The following is a 16209-nucleotide window of genomic DNA, read 5'->3' as shown; positions in this document are numbered from 1 at the left end:
GAGGAGCGCAACATGTCGTACCCGGACCACCTCGAGTACCCGGTGTCCCGCTACCACGGGACAAGGGCGTGATCAACGCGTCCTTCCGCCCCGCCGACACCCCGCCGGACATCTCCGCACCCGGCGGCTCTACCCACTACCTCGCCACCAACGAGTCGACCGGCGGTGAATTCGGCCTGTACAAGGTGGAACCGGGCGCACGCTCCGCCGGCGCGAAGACCCACTTCCACAAGGCGATGTCGGAGTCCTTCTACATCCTCTCCGGCGCCCTGGAGCTCTACAACGGCGAGAAGTGGGTCACGGGCCGCGCCGGCGACTTCCTGTACGTACCGGTCGGCGGCCCGCACGCCTTCAAGAACGTGACCGACGAGCCCATGTCCATGCTCATGCTCTTCTCCCCGGGTGCCCCGCGCGAGGAATACTTCGAGCGGGTCGCGGAGATCACGCAGCGCGGCGGTGAGGAACTCAAGCGGTTCCGCATCCGGCACGACAGCTACTTCGTCGAGGACTTCGCACCCCCTAGTAGTCCGGCCGCGGCGATCCGGCCGATCCCGCGGCACGTCGTGAGTCAGTTCCCCGCCGCACAGAAGAGAGCCACACATGACCGACACCTGGAAGACGATCTCCCGCCTCGCCGAGTTCCTGGAGGACCACTCGACCCTCCCCCGCGAGCAACGCGTTCTGCTCCAGCTCCTCAAGATCCAGGAGGAGGCGGGCGAGGTCGCCGAGGCGGTGATCGGTGCCATGGGCCAGAACCCCCGCAAGGGACACTCGCACACCTGGGACGACGTCAAGGCCGAGATCTGCGACGTCATCGTCACCGGCATGGTCGCCCTGGCCCGCATGGACCCCGACGCCCAGGCCGTGTTCGCACGCCACATGGACCGCATCGCCTCCCGGGACCTTGCGGCACAGTGCGAGCCGGCCGACGCGGGCGCCGTGAACACGGCGACAGGACAGCGGGGTTGAACGCACCCGAGCCGCCGATCCCCGAGCTCAGTCGCCGACATGCACGTGCGCGGCCCACCGCGTCGGCACGGCCGGATACGCGTCCCGCACGCGGCGCAGTGTGTCGGTGAGCGTGGCGGCCGCCTGAGCGGTGTCGGCGGGCCGGGTGCCGTGCGCGGTGAGCGCCTCGTACACCGCCACGGCGGTCTCGGTGCTGTCCGCGGTGTGCCACTGGGTGCCGATGACGCCGCGGAAGCCCGCGAGGTGGAACGCCGACGCCAGGCTCAGCGGCTCGTCCAACAGCGCCGGGTCGGGACTGGCGGTGTCGCACGCGGACAGGAACGCGAGCCGCGCCTGTGTGGTGCGCAGGTCCCGCACGACGGACGGCACGAACATCCCGTCACTGAGCATCAGCCCGCCCAGGTCGGGGTGCTCGGCGGAGCTGACCGCGCGGCCGTGGCAGGCGAAGTGGGCGACCGCATGGCTCTGCAGGCCCTCCTTGATGGCGTCCGCCGAGGCGGCGGCGTCGAGGAGCACGGTGGAGCCGGGTAACAGCGCGGCCACCGCCTCGGCCTCCTCGCGGGCGCTCGTCAGCATCGGCACGCCTTCCCTCCCGCCCACGCCCACGGCGAGCGCGGTGGGGCGGGCGTGGCGCGGCGCGGGCATGTGGACGGTGTCGGCCAGCGCGGTGAGCGACGGCGTGTACGAGGAGACCACGCGGTCGAACACGGTCCGCCCGGCGTGGTCGCGGTGCCTGCCCGCCGCGTGCAGCGGCAGCGCCGCCATGACGCCGATCGGGCACCACCACAGCCGCGTGTCCCCGACCCGCTCCAGTACCGGCCCGGCCGTGGTGTCCCACAGCCACTCCAGCACCGCGTGCACGTCCAGCTGGGCCTGCTCGCGCCGGTCGAACGAGCACGCGGGGTCCTTCACGTCGGCGATGGCCGCCCGTAGTTTCCGGACCTGGGCGCGGGCCGCGGACTCGGTCAACCGCCGCAGCGGCACGGTCTCGACGGACCCCAAGTAGTCGCCGGGAACGATGAACGCGGCGCCCGCCGCGCTGACGATCACCGCGGTGTGCCCGATCAGGCGCTCGCGCAACACCTCCAGATCCGGCGGCATCAACAGGTTCTCGAACCCGGGAACCGCCCGCGCGTTCTCGATCAGGCTGTCCCGCCGGGCCGCGAGCCGTCTGATCCGCTCCACGGCCTGGGGTCGCGGATCCCAGTCCTTGGTGGAGGTCCGGCCGCGGAACTCCACCTCGATCGTGAACGTCAGATCGGAGTAGGAGTCGGCGTCGGCGAGATCCTTCTCCACCTGGCTCAGTTTCTCGGCGAGCTCCGGCCGGATCTCGACCAGCTTCGCCCAGCCGCGGCGGACTCCCCACGCGTCGCCGAACAGTACGGCCCGGCACTGTTCGAGCAGTTCCAGCGCCCGGTCCGGCTCGCCCGACCGCAGCCCGGCGTCCACCACCTGGTCGGCGAGCCCGTCCAACTGCCGTACGGCCCGCAGCCGCTGGGTGCGCGGCAGCGCCCGGCTGACCGTCGCGGGGATGGCGGCGATCACGCGTTCCAGCGCCTGGAGCACCGTCGCGGGATGCGCCTCGGCGAGCATCTCGGCCTGCCCCCGCTCGCACACCATCCGGTACTGGGCGGTGGCGGCCGGGTGCGTGGCGACCGCCCGGTAGTGGGTGATCGCCTGTTCGCGCAGCTCGTCGGCGCGCGGCCCGCCGAACGAGGCCAGCGCACGGGCCGAACGTGCGAGAGCGAACGCCCGTAGCGGCCACCAGTGATGGTCCCGCGGCGTCTCACGAACGGCTTTCACGGCGAGGTCGAGCGAGTCGTCCAGTGCCTCGAGGTCGCCGCACTGGTCGTACCGGTGGTAGAGCACGTCGGCGATCGTGCTCTCGATCCGCGGGTTGTCGGGGTGGTCGGGAGCCAGCAGCGCGAGCGCGGCACGGTAGGCGCGTTCGGCCTCGCGGAACGGCTCGGCGTCCGTCACGCCGGTGGCGACCGCCTGGGTCTGCACGGCGGAGGCGTAGTTGTAGAGCATCCCGATCCGGCGCAGGTCGTCCGCGGGGATGGCGGCCACCGCCTGGGCGCCCGCCTCGACGGCCCGCGCGAACAGGTCGTGGTCCCCGGCCTCGGCCACCGCCCGCGCCGCCATGGACAAGGTCGACCAGCGCAGCGGGAGGTTCTCGTCGTCGGGTGCGGTCAGCGCGACGGCCTCCTCGGCCACGGTGACGGCCTCCCGGCCGGCCGCCGGGTTGGCGCCTCGTTCGAACTGCTCGACCAGCGCGGACGCCAGGGTGGAGAGCCACAGTGCCCGCTGCTCGTCGTCGCGGGCCGGCATCTCCAGCAGGGCGCGTGCCGCGGCGACCGCGACCGTCGCGTCCTCGGGGGAGCCGGTCTGCACGGAGACGGTCGCCGCGGCATGGGCGAGCGCCTTCAACAGCTCGGCCCTGTGGGCGTCGTCGGGCGGCGTGGTGAGCATCGCTTCGAGGACCGTGTCGTAGGCGAGCCCGATGGCCGCGGTGTCCCCGCCGAGCTCCCAGAGGTCGAGGTGCCGGTGATAGAGGTCCAGCAGCGCGGCCGGCCTGTCCTCGTGGTCGAGCGGCAGCCCGAGGGCGAGCAACCACGTCTGGTCCCGCCGTTCCACCAGTACGCCGCGCACGATGTTCCGCCGCAGCAGGGCCGTCACCTTGTCGCGCTGCGCCCGCAGAGCGTGGGGATCGCGATGGCAGGTCCGCAGGAACCGCGCCACGTCCGGCCCGATCCGGTCGCGCACCTCCTGCTCGAGCTGGGCGAGCGCGGACAGGGTCATCGTGTTGCCGAAGTCCCGCTCCAGCGCGTCCGCGAGGTCGCGGCAGGTGACGAAGGCGCCGGCCAGGTAGATCGGCGCGGCGCCGTTCGCGTAGAGGTCGGACTCGTACTGCGCGAGCTCGACCACGACATCGCGCCACACCGGGCGTTCCCGCAGTGCCAGCTTGGCGGCGGCCCGGTAGTCGGCGAGCACCTGCCCGCGTCGCCTGCCCGCGCTCACCTGCGCGCGGGCCCGATCGACCAGCCGGCGGGCCCGCTGCGGGTCGCCGTGGGGTGTGCGGTCGAGCACCCAGCCCAGCGCGTTGACGACCTTCTCGGCGTAGGCGCTCGTGCCGTCGTACTCGTCGAGCATGAGCAGCAAGGCGGACTGGTCGACGGTGAGCGCGGCCTCCATCCGCTCGTCGTCCACCGCGTCCAGCAGCGCGGTGTAGGCGTTCACGAAGTCAACGAGCGACTCGGGGTCCTGGAGCTCGACGAAATCCGCCCGTGCCTCCATCAACTCCCCGTACTCCTCGGTGGCGGTGACGGCGGCGACCGCGGGATCGGTGTCCGCGCCCACGAGGGACGCCCAGGACTCCCGGTCGAGCAAGCCGTCGAACCCGCTCTGCGCGCAGTAGCGGAGCCAGTGGGCCTGGGCGAGGTGCGGCAGCAGGTGCGGCGGGCAATGCGACGGCGGTGGGAGGGCGGCGGCGAGCAGTGCGCCGACATCAGCGGAAGACTCGAAGTTCTCGACCACCAACCGGACATCGTCATACACGCGGTCCCCCGATCCGTTCCCTCCACGGTAGCGTGGCCGGGATCCGTGGCGAAGGGGGTTCGGAGTCGGCATGGCAGCAGCGACTGGCCCGCGTGTCGGAGCCCTGTGCGGTCAGGCGGGAGAGGCGCTGGCGGAACGCGCCGCCCGGTACGGCGTGGCGGACGTGCTCGCCAGGGTCGTCGCGGCGGCTTCGCTGGGCGAGGTGTCCGAGGCCGACCTCGACCTGCTCGACAACGCCTTCGCCGAGCACGGCATCGACAATCTGACACGGCCGAACCGCAACCTCGCCCCGTGGCCCGGACCGCGGACCGTGGTCGTCACGGCATGGAGGTGCCCGACCGGCGCGTGCCCGCGCGAGTCGACCGCCGAGCAGCTGTGGTGCCGTCTCACCGGGCAGCCCTTCCGCGAGATCAGGCTCGAACTGTGAACGCGTTCCTCACGGAGCTCGGCAAGAACCTGGCAGGTCGCTGGGCCGCCGTACTCGCGCTGCCCGCCGCGGTGTTCGTGGCCGTCGTGACGGCGGCGCTCGTGCTCGGCCCCTCGCACGCACTCGACCTCACGCTGCTGCGGACGCGGGTGACGGCGGTGTCCACGGGGCCGGCCCTGGTGTGGACCGCGGTGGGCTTCCTCGCCGCGTCCACCGCGGTGGGGCTCGCGGTGACGGCGCTGGGCGAGGCGGTGATCGGCTCCTGGGGAGCGACGGGCGCGGGCCTCGGCCGGCCGTTCACCGCGCTGCGCCACCGCCGCTGGCACCGGGCGGCGGCGCGGGCGGACACCGCGATCAGAGCGGTGCTGGCCGACCCGGACGACCGCCGGACCAAGGCCACGGCGCGCCGGGCCGTGCTGCGCCGCGACGCGATCTGCGAAACCGAGCCGAACTGCCCGACCTGGGCGGGTGACCGGCTGCGTGCCGTCGCCGACCGTGTCCGCCACGGCACCGGCCTCGACCTGACCACCACCTGGCCCCGGCTGTGGCTGGTACTGCCGGACGCGGCACGGGCGGAGGTGACGGCGGTCCAGGAGCGTTGCGCCGCGGCCGCCCGCACCCCGGTCTGGGGCGTGGCCTATCTGGTCGTCGGCGCCTACTGGTGGCCCGCGCTCGTGCCGGCACTCTGGCTGCTGTCGCTGTCACCGCGCCGGATCCGCCGCTCGGTCGATGTGTACGCGGACCTCGTGGAGGCCTCGGTCGACATGCACGGTCGTGACGTCGCGCATCAACTCGGCTTCGAGCCGACGGGCCGGCTGACCCCGGAGATCGGCGCCCGGATGACCGAGGCGTTCGAGAAACGCCCTCGCCGTCAGTGACCTTGCCCGCCGCCCGGCCGCCCGGATCGCAACAACGTTTCCGCACGTCGGTACGTTTCTGCTCGGTCCTGCTCGATCGGGGGCCGTCAGGCGTTCGCCACACCGTTCCCTGCCTGCCCAGCAGAGCTGCCGCCGCCTGCACCGCCGCTACGAACGCAAGGCCGAGCACTTCCTCGCCTTCGTCGGCATAGCCGCCACTCTCATCGGCTACCGCCAACTGACCAAGTGAAACCACGGCGAAGGCTACGCGCAGCAGGGGAAACGGCCCGCACTGATGCCGGAGCTGCCATGTCAGGCGAGCCAGTAGCAGGGCAGGCGAAGCAGATCGGCGGCACAGGCGGCAACCGCTTCGGCATGCGGCGGGATGTCTTCGTCCACGAGGCCTCGAGCCAGGTGCAGGTGGAGGGACTGGAGGGTGGCAAACGTGTTGAACGCCCAGACCGGGACAGGCCCAGGGCCTCCTCCGGCCAGGGCCTCCGCCACTGCGGTCAGCCAGCCGGTGGCCTGTTCGCGGTTCAGGCCGGGGGCCTGGAGGATACGCAGGAGCGCTCGCGCAAGCCTCGCGTCCTCCAACTGCGCGTATCGGTAGTCGCTCTGCGCTGCCGTCATCCTGCGGGCACAGAGTTCAAGTAGTTCCGTGCGGCGGTCGGGCAGGGCCTTTGCGAACGCGGCAGCAGCGTCGGCCCCGTGTGCGACGGCATGCAGCCAGCCCAGGGAGTCGTCCCAGCCGCGGGTGTCCTGCTCTACCGGATACCAGGCCGAGAATTCGGCATACCAGCGCTCCGCAGCCTGCTTCGGCACGAGGCCGGGGACAGTGTGTCCGCGCGTCAGAACGGAGCAGAGGAGCAGCGGTGCGAAGGTCCGAGCCTGTACCTCGGGGTGGATGAATCGGCTGGCGGCGGTGTCGCCGAGTGCCTCGAGGACGTCGTCGAGATGTCCTTCCCTGATCCAGCGGGCTGCTGCGGTGTATGCGCAGTCGTCACGGATCTCAGGGTCGGGTGAGAGCAGCATGGCTGCCAACTCGTCGGCAAGCTGAGTCGTCGGTACCGCCTGAGGGAAGGGGAAGTCGTCGGCCGCGATCGACGGCCAGTCGACGAAGTCAGCACTCATCACGTCAGGCTTTCACACTGCTGACGGAGACCTGCCGCCTCGTCCGCTATCGCAGACTCGCCCTCTGAAACAGCGTCTAAATGCCCCTCGGAACCCCTGAAGGCCGACCGCCAGCCAGTAGAAGGTCACGGCGCAAAGCCTCACGACGATCGGCGAATACGGCGTCACGTTCAATGTGACGGCAACGACCGAAAACCCCGACGACCCGGGATGGCCGCCATCGTCCAAGCGTTCGTCGACCTCATCGCGTCCTCGGCGGACTTCCGGGTGAACTCCGCGTCGCGGTCGTACTCCTACGCGGAGACGATCACCCCCATCGGCTAACGCCCCCCGCTCCGAGCCCTGAGCCGTTGGCCGGGGCCTTTCCCATCCCGATCACCTTGGTCGACCCCGAGGTGGCCAACCGACTCGTCCGGCGGGTGACCACCGACCACCCGGAGGTCGACCGTGCGACCGCGCGCCGTATCGTCGGCCAGGCGGCCGCGTTCATCGCCGCCTCCGGGCAGCAGCCGGGACGGTCCCTCTCCCCGAGCGAGCTGGTCGACTACGGCTGGCACGCGTTCATCCTGCACACCGTCGACTACGCCGTTCAACTGGACCCAGTACGAAGACCACGGCCCGGGGACCGAGTTGCTCGCCCTGCCCGCCGGCGGGCGCGTCCTGGACCTGGGCTGCGGCAAGGGCGGTAACGCGGTCCACCTGGCCTCGCTCGGCATGCACGCCGTCGGCGTGGACGTGTCCCCCATGCAACTGCGTGCGGCCGGCCAACGGTGGGGCGAGGTGCCGGGGCTGGAGCTTGCACCACACGGATGCCGTCGCCTACCTGCAGGGCGCCGGGGAGCCGTTCGACGCGGCCTATTCGGTGTACGGGGCCGTGTGGTTCACCGACCCGGGCCTGCTGCTGCCTGTCGTGCGGGAGCGGCTGCGCCCCGGCGGCCGGCTCGTGTTCTCGCAGCGCCCCCCGGTGGAGGGCTGTTACGGCTGCCAGGCGTCGTACATCCCGCGTGGAGCCGACGAGGACCCGATGGTCGTGAAGCGCTGGGACTACGAGCCCGCGGTGTGGCTTCAGCTGCTCGCCGAGTACGGATTCACGGAGGCACGGGCCACAGTGTTGTCGGCGCCTCCCGGACGGCGCACGGTTGGGACCCTGATCGTGTCCGCCCGCGCCTGACAGCAACCCGCGGCCCCGACCGGCAGCCCCGGTTATCTTCTTCGCGGTCCTGCAAGAGGGCCGCTGGCCTCCGGGCCCGGCATGGCTGGTCCCCCCTGTCGAACCCATGACCTGGGGGGTGGTGCCACCGGGCCCGAGAGGCGCCGTTGGAGACGCTGATGAGAGGTCCGACTACCGCCCGGCCGAGCGCAATGCCCGGCCGTACACGGGCGGCAGGTCTGCATAACGTGGATGCGCGCACGACGCCAACGCCCAGGCCAGCACCGCACGCCCCGTTCAGGAGGACGGCTTGAACGAGTACGACGACATAGGTGTCTTCCTGGGCCTGGATGTCGGGAAGAGCGCTCACCACGGACACGGACTCACCCCGGCCGGCAAGAAGGTCTTCGACAAGCAGCTGCCCAACACCGAACCGAAGCTGAGGCAGGTCTTCGACAAGCTCCGCGAGAAGTTCGGCACCGTCCTGGTCGTCGTGGACCAGCCGGCCTCGATCGGCGCTCTGCCGCTGACGGTGGCCCGCGACACGGGCTGCCAGGTCGCCTACCTGCCGGGCCTGTCGATGCGGCGGATCGCTGACCTCTACCCAGGCGAGGCGAAGACCGACGCCCGCGACGCCGCTGTCATCGCAGACGCCGCCCGCACCATGCCGCACACCCTGCGCTCGCTTCAGCTGACCGACGAGATCACCGCCGAGCTCACCGTCCTCATCGGCTTCGACCAGGACCTGGCGGCCGAGGCCACCCGCACCAGCAACCGGATCCGGGGCCTGCTCACCCAGTTCCACCCGTCCCTGGAACGAGTCCTGGGCCCGCGTCTGGATCACCAGGCGGTCACCTGGCTGCTGGAACGCTACGGATCCCCGGCAAGCTTGCGGAAAGCCGGACGCCGCGGACTGGTTGAGGTAATCCGGCCCAAGGCCCCGCGCATGGCGAAGCGGCTGATCGACGACGTCTTCGAGGCGCTCGACGAGCAGACCGTCGTGGTCCCGGGCACCGGCACCCTGGACATCGTGATCCCCTCGCTGGCCCGCTCGCTCGGCGCCGTTCACGAACAAAGGCGGGCGGCAGAAGCCCAGATCACAGCCCTGCTGGAGGACCACCCTCTTTCCAAGGTCCTGACGTCGCTGCCCGGCGTCGGCGTCAGGACCGCCGCAGCACTGCTGGTCACCGTCGGCGACGGCACCAGCTTCCCCACCGCCGCCCACCTCGCCTCCTACGCCGGCCTCGCCCCGACCACGAAGTCCTCCGGGACCTCGATCCACGGCGAACACGCACCCAGAGGCGGCAACCGGCAGCTCAAACGCGCGATGTTCCTGTCCGCGTTCGCCGCCCTGCACGATCCCGCCTCCCGCACCTACTACGACCGATGCCGAGCCCGCGGAAAGACCCACACCCAGGCGCTTCTCCGCCTGGCCCGACAACGGATCAACGTGCTGTTCGCGATGCTCCGCGACGGCACCTTCTACGAACCCCGACCCCCACGCCTCGCTTGACGAAAGACATAGAGGCACCCCCCGACTGCCGCCGGGGCCGCTCCATGTCTTGATCATCTTGCTTTCGGGCCAGCAGCGGGCCAGCTAACGATCTTCAGAGACGACGAAACCCCCTCCGTACAGAGGGGGTGGACACTGCACCGCAGGTGAAAACGTTCCTGCATCAAACCCTGAAAGTGGGGCGGGTGGGACTCGAACCCACGGCCGACGGATTATGAGTCCGCTGCTCTAACCGGCTGAGCTACCGCCCCATAGCGGCGTGTCGCGTACATGTGTGCGCGCCGTCTGCCGCAGCATAGCCGCTCATACGATCTCCTGCTTCGTATGGTCGACTTCGCATGCCCTGAAGGACTCCCCCGCGACCTGCACGGTTCCAGGAGATCAACCCGAACATGAAAAAGGACCCCGACGGGGTCCTCGTTCACTGCTCCCCCGACTGGACTCGAACCAGTAACCTGCCGGTTAACAGCCGGCTGCTCTGCCAATTGAGCTACGGAGGACCGAGCTCCCCGGACTGGACTCGAACCAGTAACCTGCCGGTTAACAGCCGGCTGCTCTGCCAATTGAGCTACCGAGGAAGGTCTCGTTTTGCATCGAACGTACCTACCTGGGTATTCGCCAGGGGGCGTGCGCTCGCTGCGACACATACATTAGCGCAAGCAGGGGGGTGCTCCGCCAATCGGTTCCCCCCCGGCACCGACGCCGCACCAGGGACCTACGCAAGGGAAGGGTGGCAGCCATGCGCTACCGGCTCACGTTCGTCATCGGGCTCGCCGTCGGTTACGTCCTCGGCACACGCGCCGGACGCGAGCGCTACGAGCAGCTGAAGAAGACGGCCCGGGAGATCTCCCAGAACCCCGCCGTCCGCAACACCGCCGAGTCGGCCGCCCAGCAGGGCCGCCACTTCGCCGGCAAGGCCTACCACACGGTCAGCGACAAGGTCTCCGACCGAGTCCCCACCTCGGTCGCCGACCGAGTCCGCTCCCTCCGAGAACGCAGCTCCCACAACGGAGGCGCAGAGGACGACTGGGGCACCAGCAACACCTAGCAGCCCTTCTGGACGTCGGTGACGGCAGCCGGCCCAGGGGCGCGGGGAACTGCGCGACCAGCCACAACGGCCGCGCACCCGCAAAACCCACACGCACCCCTACGGCGCCCACGGCCCAAGCCAGCGCAGCGCTACGGCACAATTTGGGCCATGGGGATAGTCGCCGGGCTGGACAGTTCGCCCGATTTCACGCGCATCGTCGTATGCGACACGGACTCAGGGGCCGTGCTCAGGCAGGGGTACGCCCCGCATCCGGTGGACGCGCCGGAGGGCGGCGGGTCCCGGCCCTCCGACGTCGATCCGCAGGCCTGGCTGCTGTCCCTCGGGGAGGCGGCCGGCGGCGGGCTGCTCGAAGGTGTGCAGGCCATCGGGGTGTCGGCGCAGCAGAACGCCGTGGTCCCGCTCGACGCGCAGGGCAACACCGTGCGTCCGGCGATGGTCGGCGGCGACAAGCGGGCCCAGGTCGCGGCGGCCGATCTGGTCGACGCGCTGGGCGGCCGGGAGGCGTGGGCGCAGGCCGTGGGGTGTGTGCCGCAGGCCGCGCAGCCGGTGACCAAGCTGCGGTGGATGGCGAAGACCGAGCCGGAGAACGCCGTACGCGCCGCCGTCCTCATGCAGGCGCACGACTGGCTGGTGTGGCAGCTGCTCGGACGGCCCGTGAGAAGGACCACAGACCGGGGCGGGGCCTCCGGGACGGGGTACTGGTCCGCGGCCACCGGCGCCTACCGCAGTGATCTCGTCGAGCTGGCGCTCGGCCATCAGGCGATGCTGCCCGAGGTGATCGGGCCGGCCGAGGCGGCCGGTACGACCCCGGAAGGGCTGCTCATCTCCGCCGGGACCGGCGAGACCATGGCCGCAGCGTTCGGGCTCGGCATCGGGCTGGGGGACGCGGTCGTGTCGCTCGGGGCGTCGGGTTCTGTCATGGCCGTGCATCCCGAGGCGCTCGTCGACAGCTCCGGGATGATCACCTCCCTGGCCGACGCGACCGGCATGCATCTCCCGGTCGTCACCACCCTCAACGCCGTACGCACCCTGCGCGGCACCGCGGAACTCCTCGGGGTGCCCGATCTGGAGGGGCTGTCCGACCTGGCGATGAAGTCGACTCCGGGCTCGCACGGGCTCGTGCTGCTGCCGTATCTGGAGGGTGAGCGGACGCCGAGTCTGCCGCACACCGCGGGCACCCTGGCAGGCCTGCGGCGGGAGTCCATGAAGCCGGAGCATCTGGCGCGGGCCGCGTTCGAGGGGATGCTGTGCGGGCTGGCGGACGCGTTGGACGTGCTGCGCGGCCGGGGCGTGGAGGTGCGGCGGGTCTTCCTGCTTGGCGCGGCGGCCGAGCTGCCCGCGGTGCAGGCGGCGGCGCCGTCGCTGTTCGGGGCGCAGGTCGTCGTACCGCAGCCGGCGGACTACGCGGCGATCGGCGCCGCCCGGCAGGCCGCCTGGGCGCTCGGGGTATCGCAGGGCACCCTCGATCCGCGCACTCCGCCCATCTGGCAGGGCGCGGCCGCGCAGGTGCTGGAGCCGGGCGAGGAGCTGGCGGTGGGGCAGGCGGTGCGGCAGCAGTTCGTGTCGGTGCGGGAGCAGACGCACCCCGGGGCGTTCCGGGCGTAGGGCGGACGGAGCGGAATGTAAGAGACCGGTAGGAGTCGTACCCGTAAGGCCGTATGAGGCCGCGCTGACGGCTTAATCGGTTGAGGTAACGCGGGTGGAGTGTTCGACGATAGGGGCCAAGGGCAACCAAACGCCCCCATCGACGATCCGCCCACTCCGAGAGAAGCAGCGTGCTCATACGACTTCTGCGGACCTACCTCAGGCCCTACCGAAAACCCCTCGCCTGGCTGGTGCTGCTGCAGTTCCTGCAGACCTGCGCCACGCTCTACCTGCCCACGCTGAACGCGGACATCATCGACAAGGGCGTCGTCAACGGCGACACCGGCTACATCCTGTCCTACGGCGCCCTGATGATCGGCATCTCGCTGGCGCAGGTCGTGTGCAACATCGGTGCCGTGTACTACGGCGCCCGGACCGCGTCGGCGGTCGGCCGGGACGTGCGGGCCGCCGTCTTCGACCGGGTGCAGTCGTTCTCGGCGCGGGAGGTCGGCCACTTCGGCGCGCCCTCGCTGATCACCCGGACCACCAACGACGTCCAGCAGGTCCAGATGCTGGCGCTGATGACGTTCACACTGATGGTGTCGGCGCCGATCATGTGCGTGGGCGGCATCGTGCTGGCCCTCGGTCTGGACGTGCCGCTGTCGGCGGTGCTGGTCGCGGTCGTGCCCGTCCTCGGCATCAGCGTGACCCTGATCGTACGGCGGCTGCGGCCGCTGTTCCGGAGCATGCAGGAGCGGCTCGACACGGTGAACCGGGTGCTGCGCGAGCAGATCACCGGCAACCGGGTGATCCGCGCGTTCGTGCGGGACGAGTACGAGCAGCAGCGGTTCCGCAAGGCCAACGCCGACCTCACCGACATGGCGATGGGCACCGGCCGGCTGCTCGCGCTGATGTTCCCGATCGTGATGACCGTGGTGAACCTGTCGTCCATCGCGGTGGTCTGGTTCGGGGCGCACCGCATCGACAGCGGCGGGATGCAGATCGGTGACCTGACCGCGTTCCTCGCCTATCTCATGCAGATCGTGATGTCCGTGATGATGGCCACCTTCATGTTCATGATGGTGCCGCGCGCGGAGGTGTGCGCCGAGCGGATCCAGGAGGTCCTGGGCACGGAGTCGAGTGTCGTGCCGCCCGTGGCGCCCGTGCGGGAGCTGCGCCGGCACGGCCATCTGGAGATCCGGGGAGCGGGCTTCCGCTACCCGGGTGCCGAGGAGCCGGTGCTGAAGGCGATCGACCTGGTCGCGCTGCCGGGTGAGACGACGGCCGTGATCGGCTCGACGGGCAGCGGGAAGTCGACGCTGCTCGGGCTCGTCCCCCGGCTGTTCGACGCGACCGACGGGCAGGTCCTCGTGGACGGCGAGGACGTGTCGGCGATCGATCCCCGGCTGCTGGCGAAGACCGTGAGCCTCGTCCCGCAGAAGCCGTACCTGTTCGCCGGGACCGTGGCGACCAACCTTCGCTACGGCAATCCGGACGCCACCGACGAGGAGCTGTGGCACGCGCTGGAGGTGGCGCAGGCCAGGGAGTTCGTGGAGCGGCTGGAGAACGGGCTCGACTCCCCCATCGCACAGGGCGGCACGAACGTCTCCGGTGGTCAGCGCCAGCGTCTCGCCATCGCGCGCACCCTCGTACAGCGGCCGGAGATCTATCTCTTCGACGACTCCTTCTCCGCCCTCGACTACGCCACCGACGCCGCGCTGCGGGCCGCGCTCGCGCGGGAGACCGCCGAGGCGACCGTCGTCATCGTGGCCCAGCGGGTGGCGACCATCCGGGACGCGGACCGGATCGTCGTCCTCGACGAGGGGCGGGTGGTCGGCACGGGCCGGCACCACGAGCTGATGGCGGACAACGAGACCTACCGGGAGATCGTGCTCTCCCAGCTGACGGAAGCGGAGGCTGCCTGATGGCCGGGATGGGGCGGATGATGGCCGGCGGCGGCCCCGACCAGCGGTCGCTGGACTTCAAGGGGTCGGGCAAACGGCTGGTCTCCCAGTTCAGGCCCGAGCGGCTGACGATCTACGCGCTGCTGCTCTGTGTGGTCGTGAGCGTGGGTCTGTCGGTCGCGGGGCCGAAGATCCTCGGTGAGGCGACCGACCTGGTCTTCGCGGGCATCGTCGGGCGGCAGTTCGAGCCCGGGATGACCAAGGACCAGGTCCTCGCGGCGATGCGGGAGCGCGGCGACGGCCAGATCGCCGACATGCTGCGCAGCACCGACTTCACGCCGGGCCAGGGCATCGACTTCGGCGCGGTGGGGAACGTCCTGCTGTTCGCGCTCGCCGTGTTCCTCGTCGCCGGTCTGCTGATGGCGGTGGCGACGCGGCTGGTGAACCGGGCCGTGAACCGGACGATGTTCCGGATGCGCGAGGACATGCAGACGAAGCTGTCGCGGCTGCCGCTGTCGTACTTCGACAAGCGTCAGCGCGGTGAGGTGCTGTCCCGCGCCACGAACGACATCGACAACATCGGGCAGACGCTCCAGCAGTCGATGGGGCAGCTCATCAACTCGGTGCTGACCATCGTCGGGGTGCTGGCGATGATGTTCTGGGTGTCGTGGCTGCTGGCGCTGGTCGCGCTGGTGACCGTGCCCCTGTCGTTCGTGGTGGCCACACGGGTCGGCAAGCGGTCGCAGCCGCACTTCGTGCAGCAGTGGCGTACGACGGGCAAGCTCAACGCGCACGTCGAGGAGATGTACACCGGGCACACGCTGGTGAAGGTGTTCGGGCGACAGGAGGAGTCGGCGCGGCAGTTCGCCGAGCAGAACGAGGCGCTGTACGAGGCCGGGTTCAAGGCGCAGTTCAACAGCGGTGTGATGCAGCCGCTGATGCTGTTCGTGTCGAACATCAACTACGTCCTCGTCGCGGTCGTCGGCGGACTGCGGGTCGCGTCGGGCTCCCTGTCCATCGGTGACGTGCAGGCCTTCATCCAGTACTCGCGGCAGTTCTCGATGCCGCTGACGCAGGTCGCGTCGATGGCGAACCTCGTGCAGTCGGGTGTCGCGTCGGCCGAGCGGATCTTCGAACTCCTGGACGCGGAGGAGCAGGAGGCCGATCCGGTGCCGGGGGTGCGGCCGGAGGAGCTGCAGGGCCGGGTGGCGCTGGAGGGGGTGTCCTTCCGGTACGACCCCGAGAAGCCGCTGATCGAGGACCTGTCGCTGACGGTGGAGCCGGGGCACACGGTCGCGATCGTCGGCCCGACGGGGGCCGGCAAGACGACGCTGGTCAACCTGCTGATGCGCTTCTACGACGTGTCGGGCGGTCGGATCACGCTCGACGGCGTCGACATCTCCCGCATGTCCCGGGACGAGCTGCGGGCCGGGATCGGCATGGTGCTCCAGGACACGTGGCTGTTCGGCGGCACGATCGCGGAGAACATCGCGTACGGGGCGTCTCGGGACATCAGCCGGGGCGAGATCGAGGAGGCCGCCCGGGCCGCCCACGCCGACCGGTTCATCCGTACGCTGCCCGACGGGTACGACACGGTGATCGACGACGAGGGGGCAGGGGTCAGCGCGGGTGAGAAGCAGCTGATCACGATCGCGCGGGCGTTCCTGTCCGACCCGGTGATCCTGGTCCTCGACGAGGCGACGTCGTCGGTCGACACCCGTACGGAGGTCTTGATCCAGAAGGCGATGGCGAAGCTCGCGCACGGGCGGACGTCGTTCGTGATCGCGCATCGTCTGTCGACGATCCGGGACGCGGACACGATCCTGGTGATGGAGAACGGTTCGATCGTGGAACAGGGCGCGCACGGGGAACTGTTGGCGGCCGACGGGGCGTACGCGCGGTTGTACAAGGCGCAGTTCGCGCAGGCGGTGGCCGAGGTGGACTGACGCCGCGCGTCCGTTGTGGCTGGTCGCGCCCGGGGGGTGGGTTGTGTCGTTGAAAAGGGGGGGGGGCTGACCCCCCCCCCGCCCCCCCCCCCCCCCCCGCAGGAAGGACAACATCGACC

The 16209-nt window shown here is 70.5% G+C and carries 12 protein-coding genes, 3 tRNA genes and 3 pseudogenes; 13 read left to right on the top strand and 5 right to left on the bottom strand.

Annotated elements, in window-relative coordinates; genetic code table 11:
* Positions 1–12: 12 nt before the first annotated feature.
* Both ACFZBP_RS17780 and ACFZBP_RS17775 read left to right on the top strand, forming a co-directional pair.
* A pseudogene (locus tag ACFZBP_RS17780) lies at positions 13–512 on the top strand (cupin domain-containing protein); the annotation flags it as partial.
* Between the two features lie 88 nt (positions 513–600).
* Positions 601–969, top strand: coding sequence for a MazG-like family protein (locus ACFZBP_RS17775; protein ID WP_391414045.1), 369 nt, complete (start codon positions 601–603; stop codon positions 967–969).
* A gap of 27 nt (positions 970–996) precedes the next feature.
* Here ACFZBP_RS17775 and ACFZBP_RS17770 read toward each other — a convergent pair whose 3' ends face one another.
* Complete coding sequence (locus tag ACFZBP_RS17770; RefSeq protein WP_391414043.1) at positions 997–4527, bottom strand: CHAT domain-containing protein; 3531 nt, start codon at positions 4525–4527, stop codon at positions 997–999.
* A gap of 70 nt (positions 4528–4597) precedes the next feature.
* On the opposite strand from ACFZBP_RS17770, the gene ACFZBP_RS17765 reads away from it, so the two are divergent.
* The 3 genes and pseudogenes from ACFZBP_RS17765 to ACFZBP_RS17755 form a co-directional block, all read left to right on the top strand.
* Positions 4598–4954 carry a hypothetical protein gene (locus tag ACFZBP_RS17765; protein WP_383449222.1) on the top strand — a complete coding sequence of 119 codons (357 nt, stop codon included), beginning with the start codon at positions 4598–4600 and terminating at the stop codon, positions 4952–4954.
* Positions 4951–5832: a hypothetical protein gene (locus tag ACFZBP_RS17760; protein WP_391414041.1), complete on the top strand. Its 882-nt coding sequence runs from the start codon at positions 4951–4953 to the stop codon at positions 5830–5832. The genes ACFZBP_RS17765 and ACFZBP_RS17760 overlap by 4 nt, the downstream gene beginning before the upstream one ends.
* Before the next feature lie 124 nt (positions 5833–5956).
* Positions 5957–6061: pseudogene (locus tag ACFZBP_RS17755) on the top strand (IS5/IS1182 family transposase); the annotation flags it as partial.
* Between the two features lie 62 nt (positions 6062–6123).
* On the opposite strand, the gene ACFZBP_RS17750 reads toward ACFZBP_RS17755, so the two are convergent.
* Positions 6124–6942 (bottom strand): DUF2785 domain-containing protein, encoded by an 819-nt coding sequence (locus ACFZBP_RS17750; RefSeq protein ID WP_391414039.1) that lies wholly within the window; start codon positions 6940–6942, stop codon positions 6124–6126.
* A 380-nt stretch (positions 6943–7322) separates the two neighbouring features.
* On the opposite strand from ACFZBP_RS17750, the gene ACFZBP_RS17745 reads away from it, so the two are divergent.
* The 4 genes and pseudogenes from ACFZBP_RS17745 to ACFZBP_RS17730 all read left to right on the top strand — a co-directional run bounded on the left by ACFZBP_RS17745 (position 7323) and on the right by ACFZBP_RS17730 (position 9605).
* The gene (locus tag ACFZBP_RS17745) at positions 7323–7631 is read left to right on the top strand and encodes a hypothetical protein (RefSeq protein ID WP_391414037.1); all 309 of its coding nucleotides are present in this window, start codon (positions 7323–7325) and stop codon (positions 7629–7631) included.
* Positions 7603–7665 (top strand): annotated as a pseudogene (locus tag ACFZBP_RS17740) (hypothetical protein); the annotation flags it as partial. The gene ACFZBP_RS17745 and the pseudogene ACFZBP_RS17740, both read left to right, overlap by 29 nt.
* A 73-nt stretch (positions 7666–7738) precedes the next feature.
* Positions 7739–8113 (top strand): hypothetical protein, encoded by a 375-nt coding sequence (locus ACFZBP_RS17735; RefSeq protein ID WP_391414141.1) that lies wholly within the window; start codon positions 7739–7741, stop codon positions 8111–8113.
* Positions 8114–8402: 289 nt separating this feature from the next.
* Positions 8403–9605 (top strand): IS110 family transposase, encoded by a 1203-nt coding sequence (locus tag ACFZBP_RS17730; RefSeq protein WP_391414035.1) that lies wholly within the window; start codon positions 8403–8405, stop codon positions 9603–9605.
* A 177-nt stretch (positions 9606–9782) separates the two neighbouring features.
* On the opposite strand, the gene ACFZBP_RS17725 is transcribed toward ACFZBP_RS17730, so the two are convergent.
* From ACFZBP_RS17725 to ACFZBP_RS17715, 3 genes are all read right to left on the bottom strand, one after another.
* Positions 9783–9856, bottom strand: a tRNA-Ile gene (locus ACFZBP_RS17725).
* Between the two features lie 176 nt (positions 9857–10032).
* Positions 10033–10105, bottom strand: a tRNA-Asn gene (locus ACFZBP_RS17720).
* Between the two features lie 5 nt (positions 10106–10110).
* A tRNA-Asn gene (locus tag ACFZBP_RS17715) sits at positions 10111–10183 on the bottom strand.
* A gap of 161 nt (positions 10184–10344) precedes the next feature.
* Between ACFZBP_RS17715 and ACFZBP_RS17710 the strand changes: the two genes are divergently transcribed.
* The 4 genes from ACFZBP_RS17710 (at position 10345) to ACFZBP_RS17695 (ending at position 16090) form a co-directional block, all read left to right on the top strand.
* Positions 10345–10653, top strand: coding sequence for a YtxH domain-containing protein (locus tag ACFZBP_RS17710; protein ID WP_391414033.1), 309 nt, complete (start codon positions 10345–10347; stop codon positions 10651–10653).
* A 150-nt stretch (positions 10654–10803) separates the two neighbouring features.
* Positions 10804–12261, top strand: a complete 1458-nt coding sequence (locus tag ACFZBP_RS17705) for an FGGY-family carbohydrate kinase (RefSeq protein WP_383449224.1) — start codon at positions 10804–10806, stop codon at positions 12259–12261.
* A gap of 170 nt (positions 12262–12431) precedes the next feature.
* Complete coding sequence (locus ACFZBP_RS17700) at positions 12432–14165, top strand: ABC transporter transmembrane domain-containing protein (RefSeq protein ID WP_391414030.1); 1734 nt, start codon at positions 12432–12434, stop codon at positions 14163–14165.
* Positions 14165–16090 (top strand): ABC transporter transmembrane domain-containing protein, encoded by a 1926-nt coding sequence (locus ACFZBP_RS17695; RefSeq protein ID WP_391414028.1) that lies wholly within the window; start codon positions 14165–14167, stop codon positions 16088–16090. The genes ACFZBP_RS17700 and ACFZBP_RS17695 overlap by 1 nt, the downstream gene beginning before the upstream one ends.
* Positions 16091–16209: the final 119 nt, after the last annotated feature.

Source organism: Streptomyces sp. NPDC008086 (genome assembly GCF_042957325.1).
Lineage (GTDB): Bacteria > Actinomycetota > Actinomycetes > Streptomycetales > Streptomycetaceae > Streptomyces.
This window is presented reverse-complemented; position numbering and strand designations above follow the sequence as displayed.

Bases quoted from the DNA above. Each gene is read 5' to 3' on its own strand.
- ACFZBP_RS17775 (WP_391414045.1), top strand. From the start codon at position 601: ATGACCGACACCTGGAAGACGATCTCCCGCCTCGCCGAGTTCCTGGAG.
- ACFZBP_RS17765 (WP_383449222.1), top strand. From the start codon at position 4,598: ATGGCAGCAGCGACTGGCCCGCGTGTCGGAGCCCTGTGCGGTCAGGCG.
- ACFZBP_RS17750 (WP_391414039.1), bottom strand. From the start codon at position 6,942: ATGAGTGCTGACTTCGTCGACTGGCCGTCGATCGCGGCCGACGACTTC.
- ACFZBP_RS17710 (WP_391414033.1), top strand. From the start codon at position 10,345: ATGCGCTACCGGCTCACGTTCGTCATCGGGCTCGCCGTCGGTTACGTC.
- ACFZBP_RS17705 (WP_383449224.1), top strand. From the start codon at position 10,804: ATGGGGATAGTCGCCGGGCTGGACAGTTCGCCCGATTTCACGCGCATC.
- ACFZBP_RS17695 (WP_391414028.1), top strand. From the start codon at position 14,165: ATGGCCGGGATGGGGCGGATGATGGCCGGCGGCGGCCCCGACCAGCGG.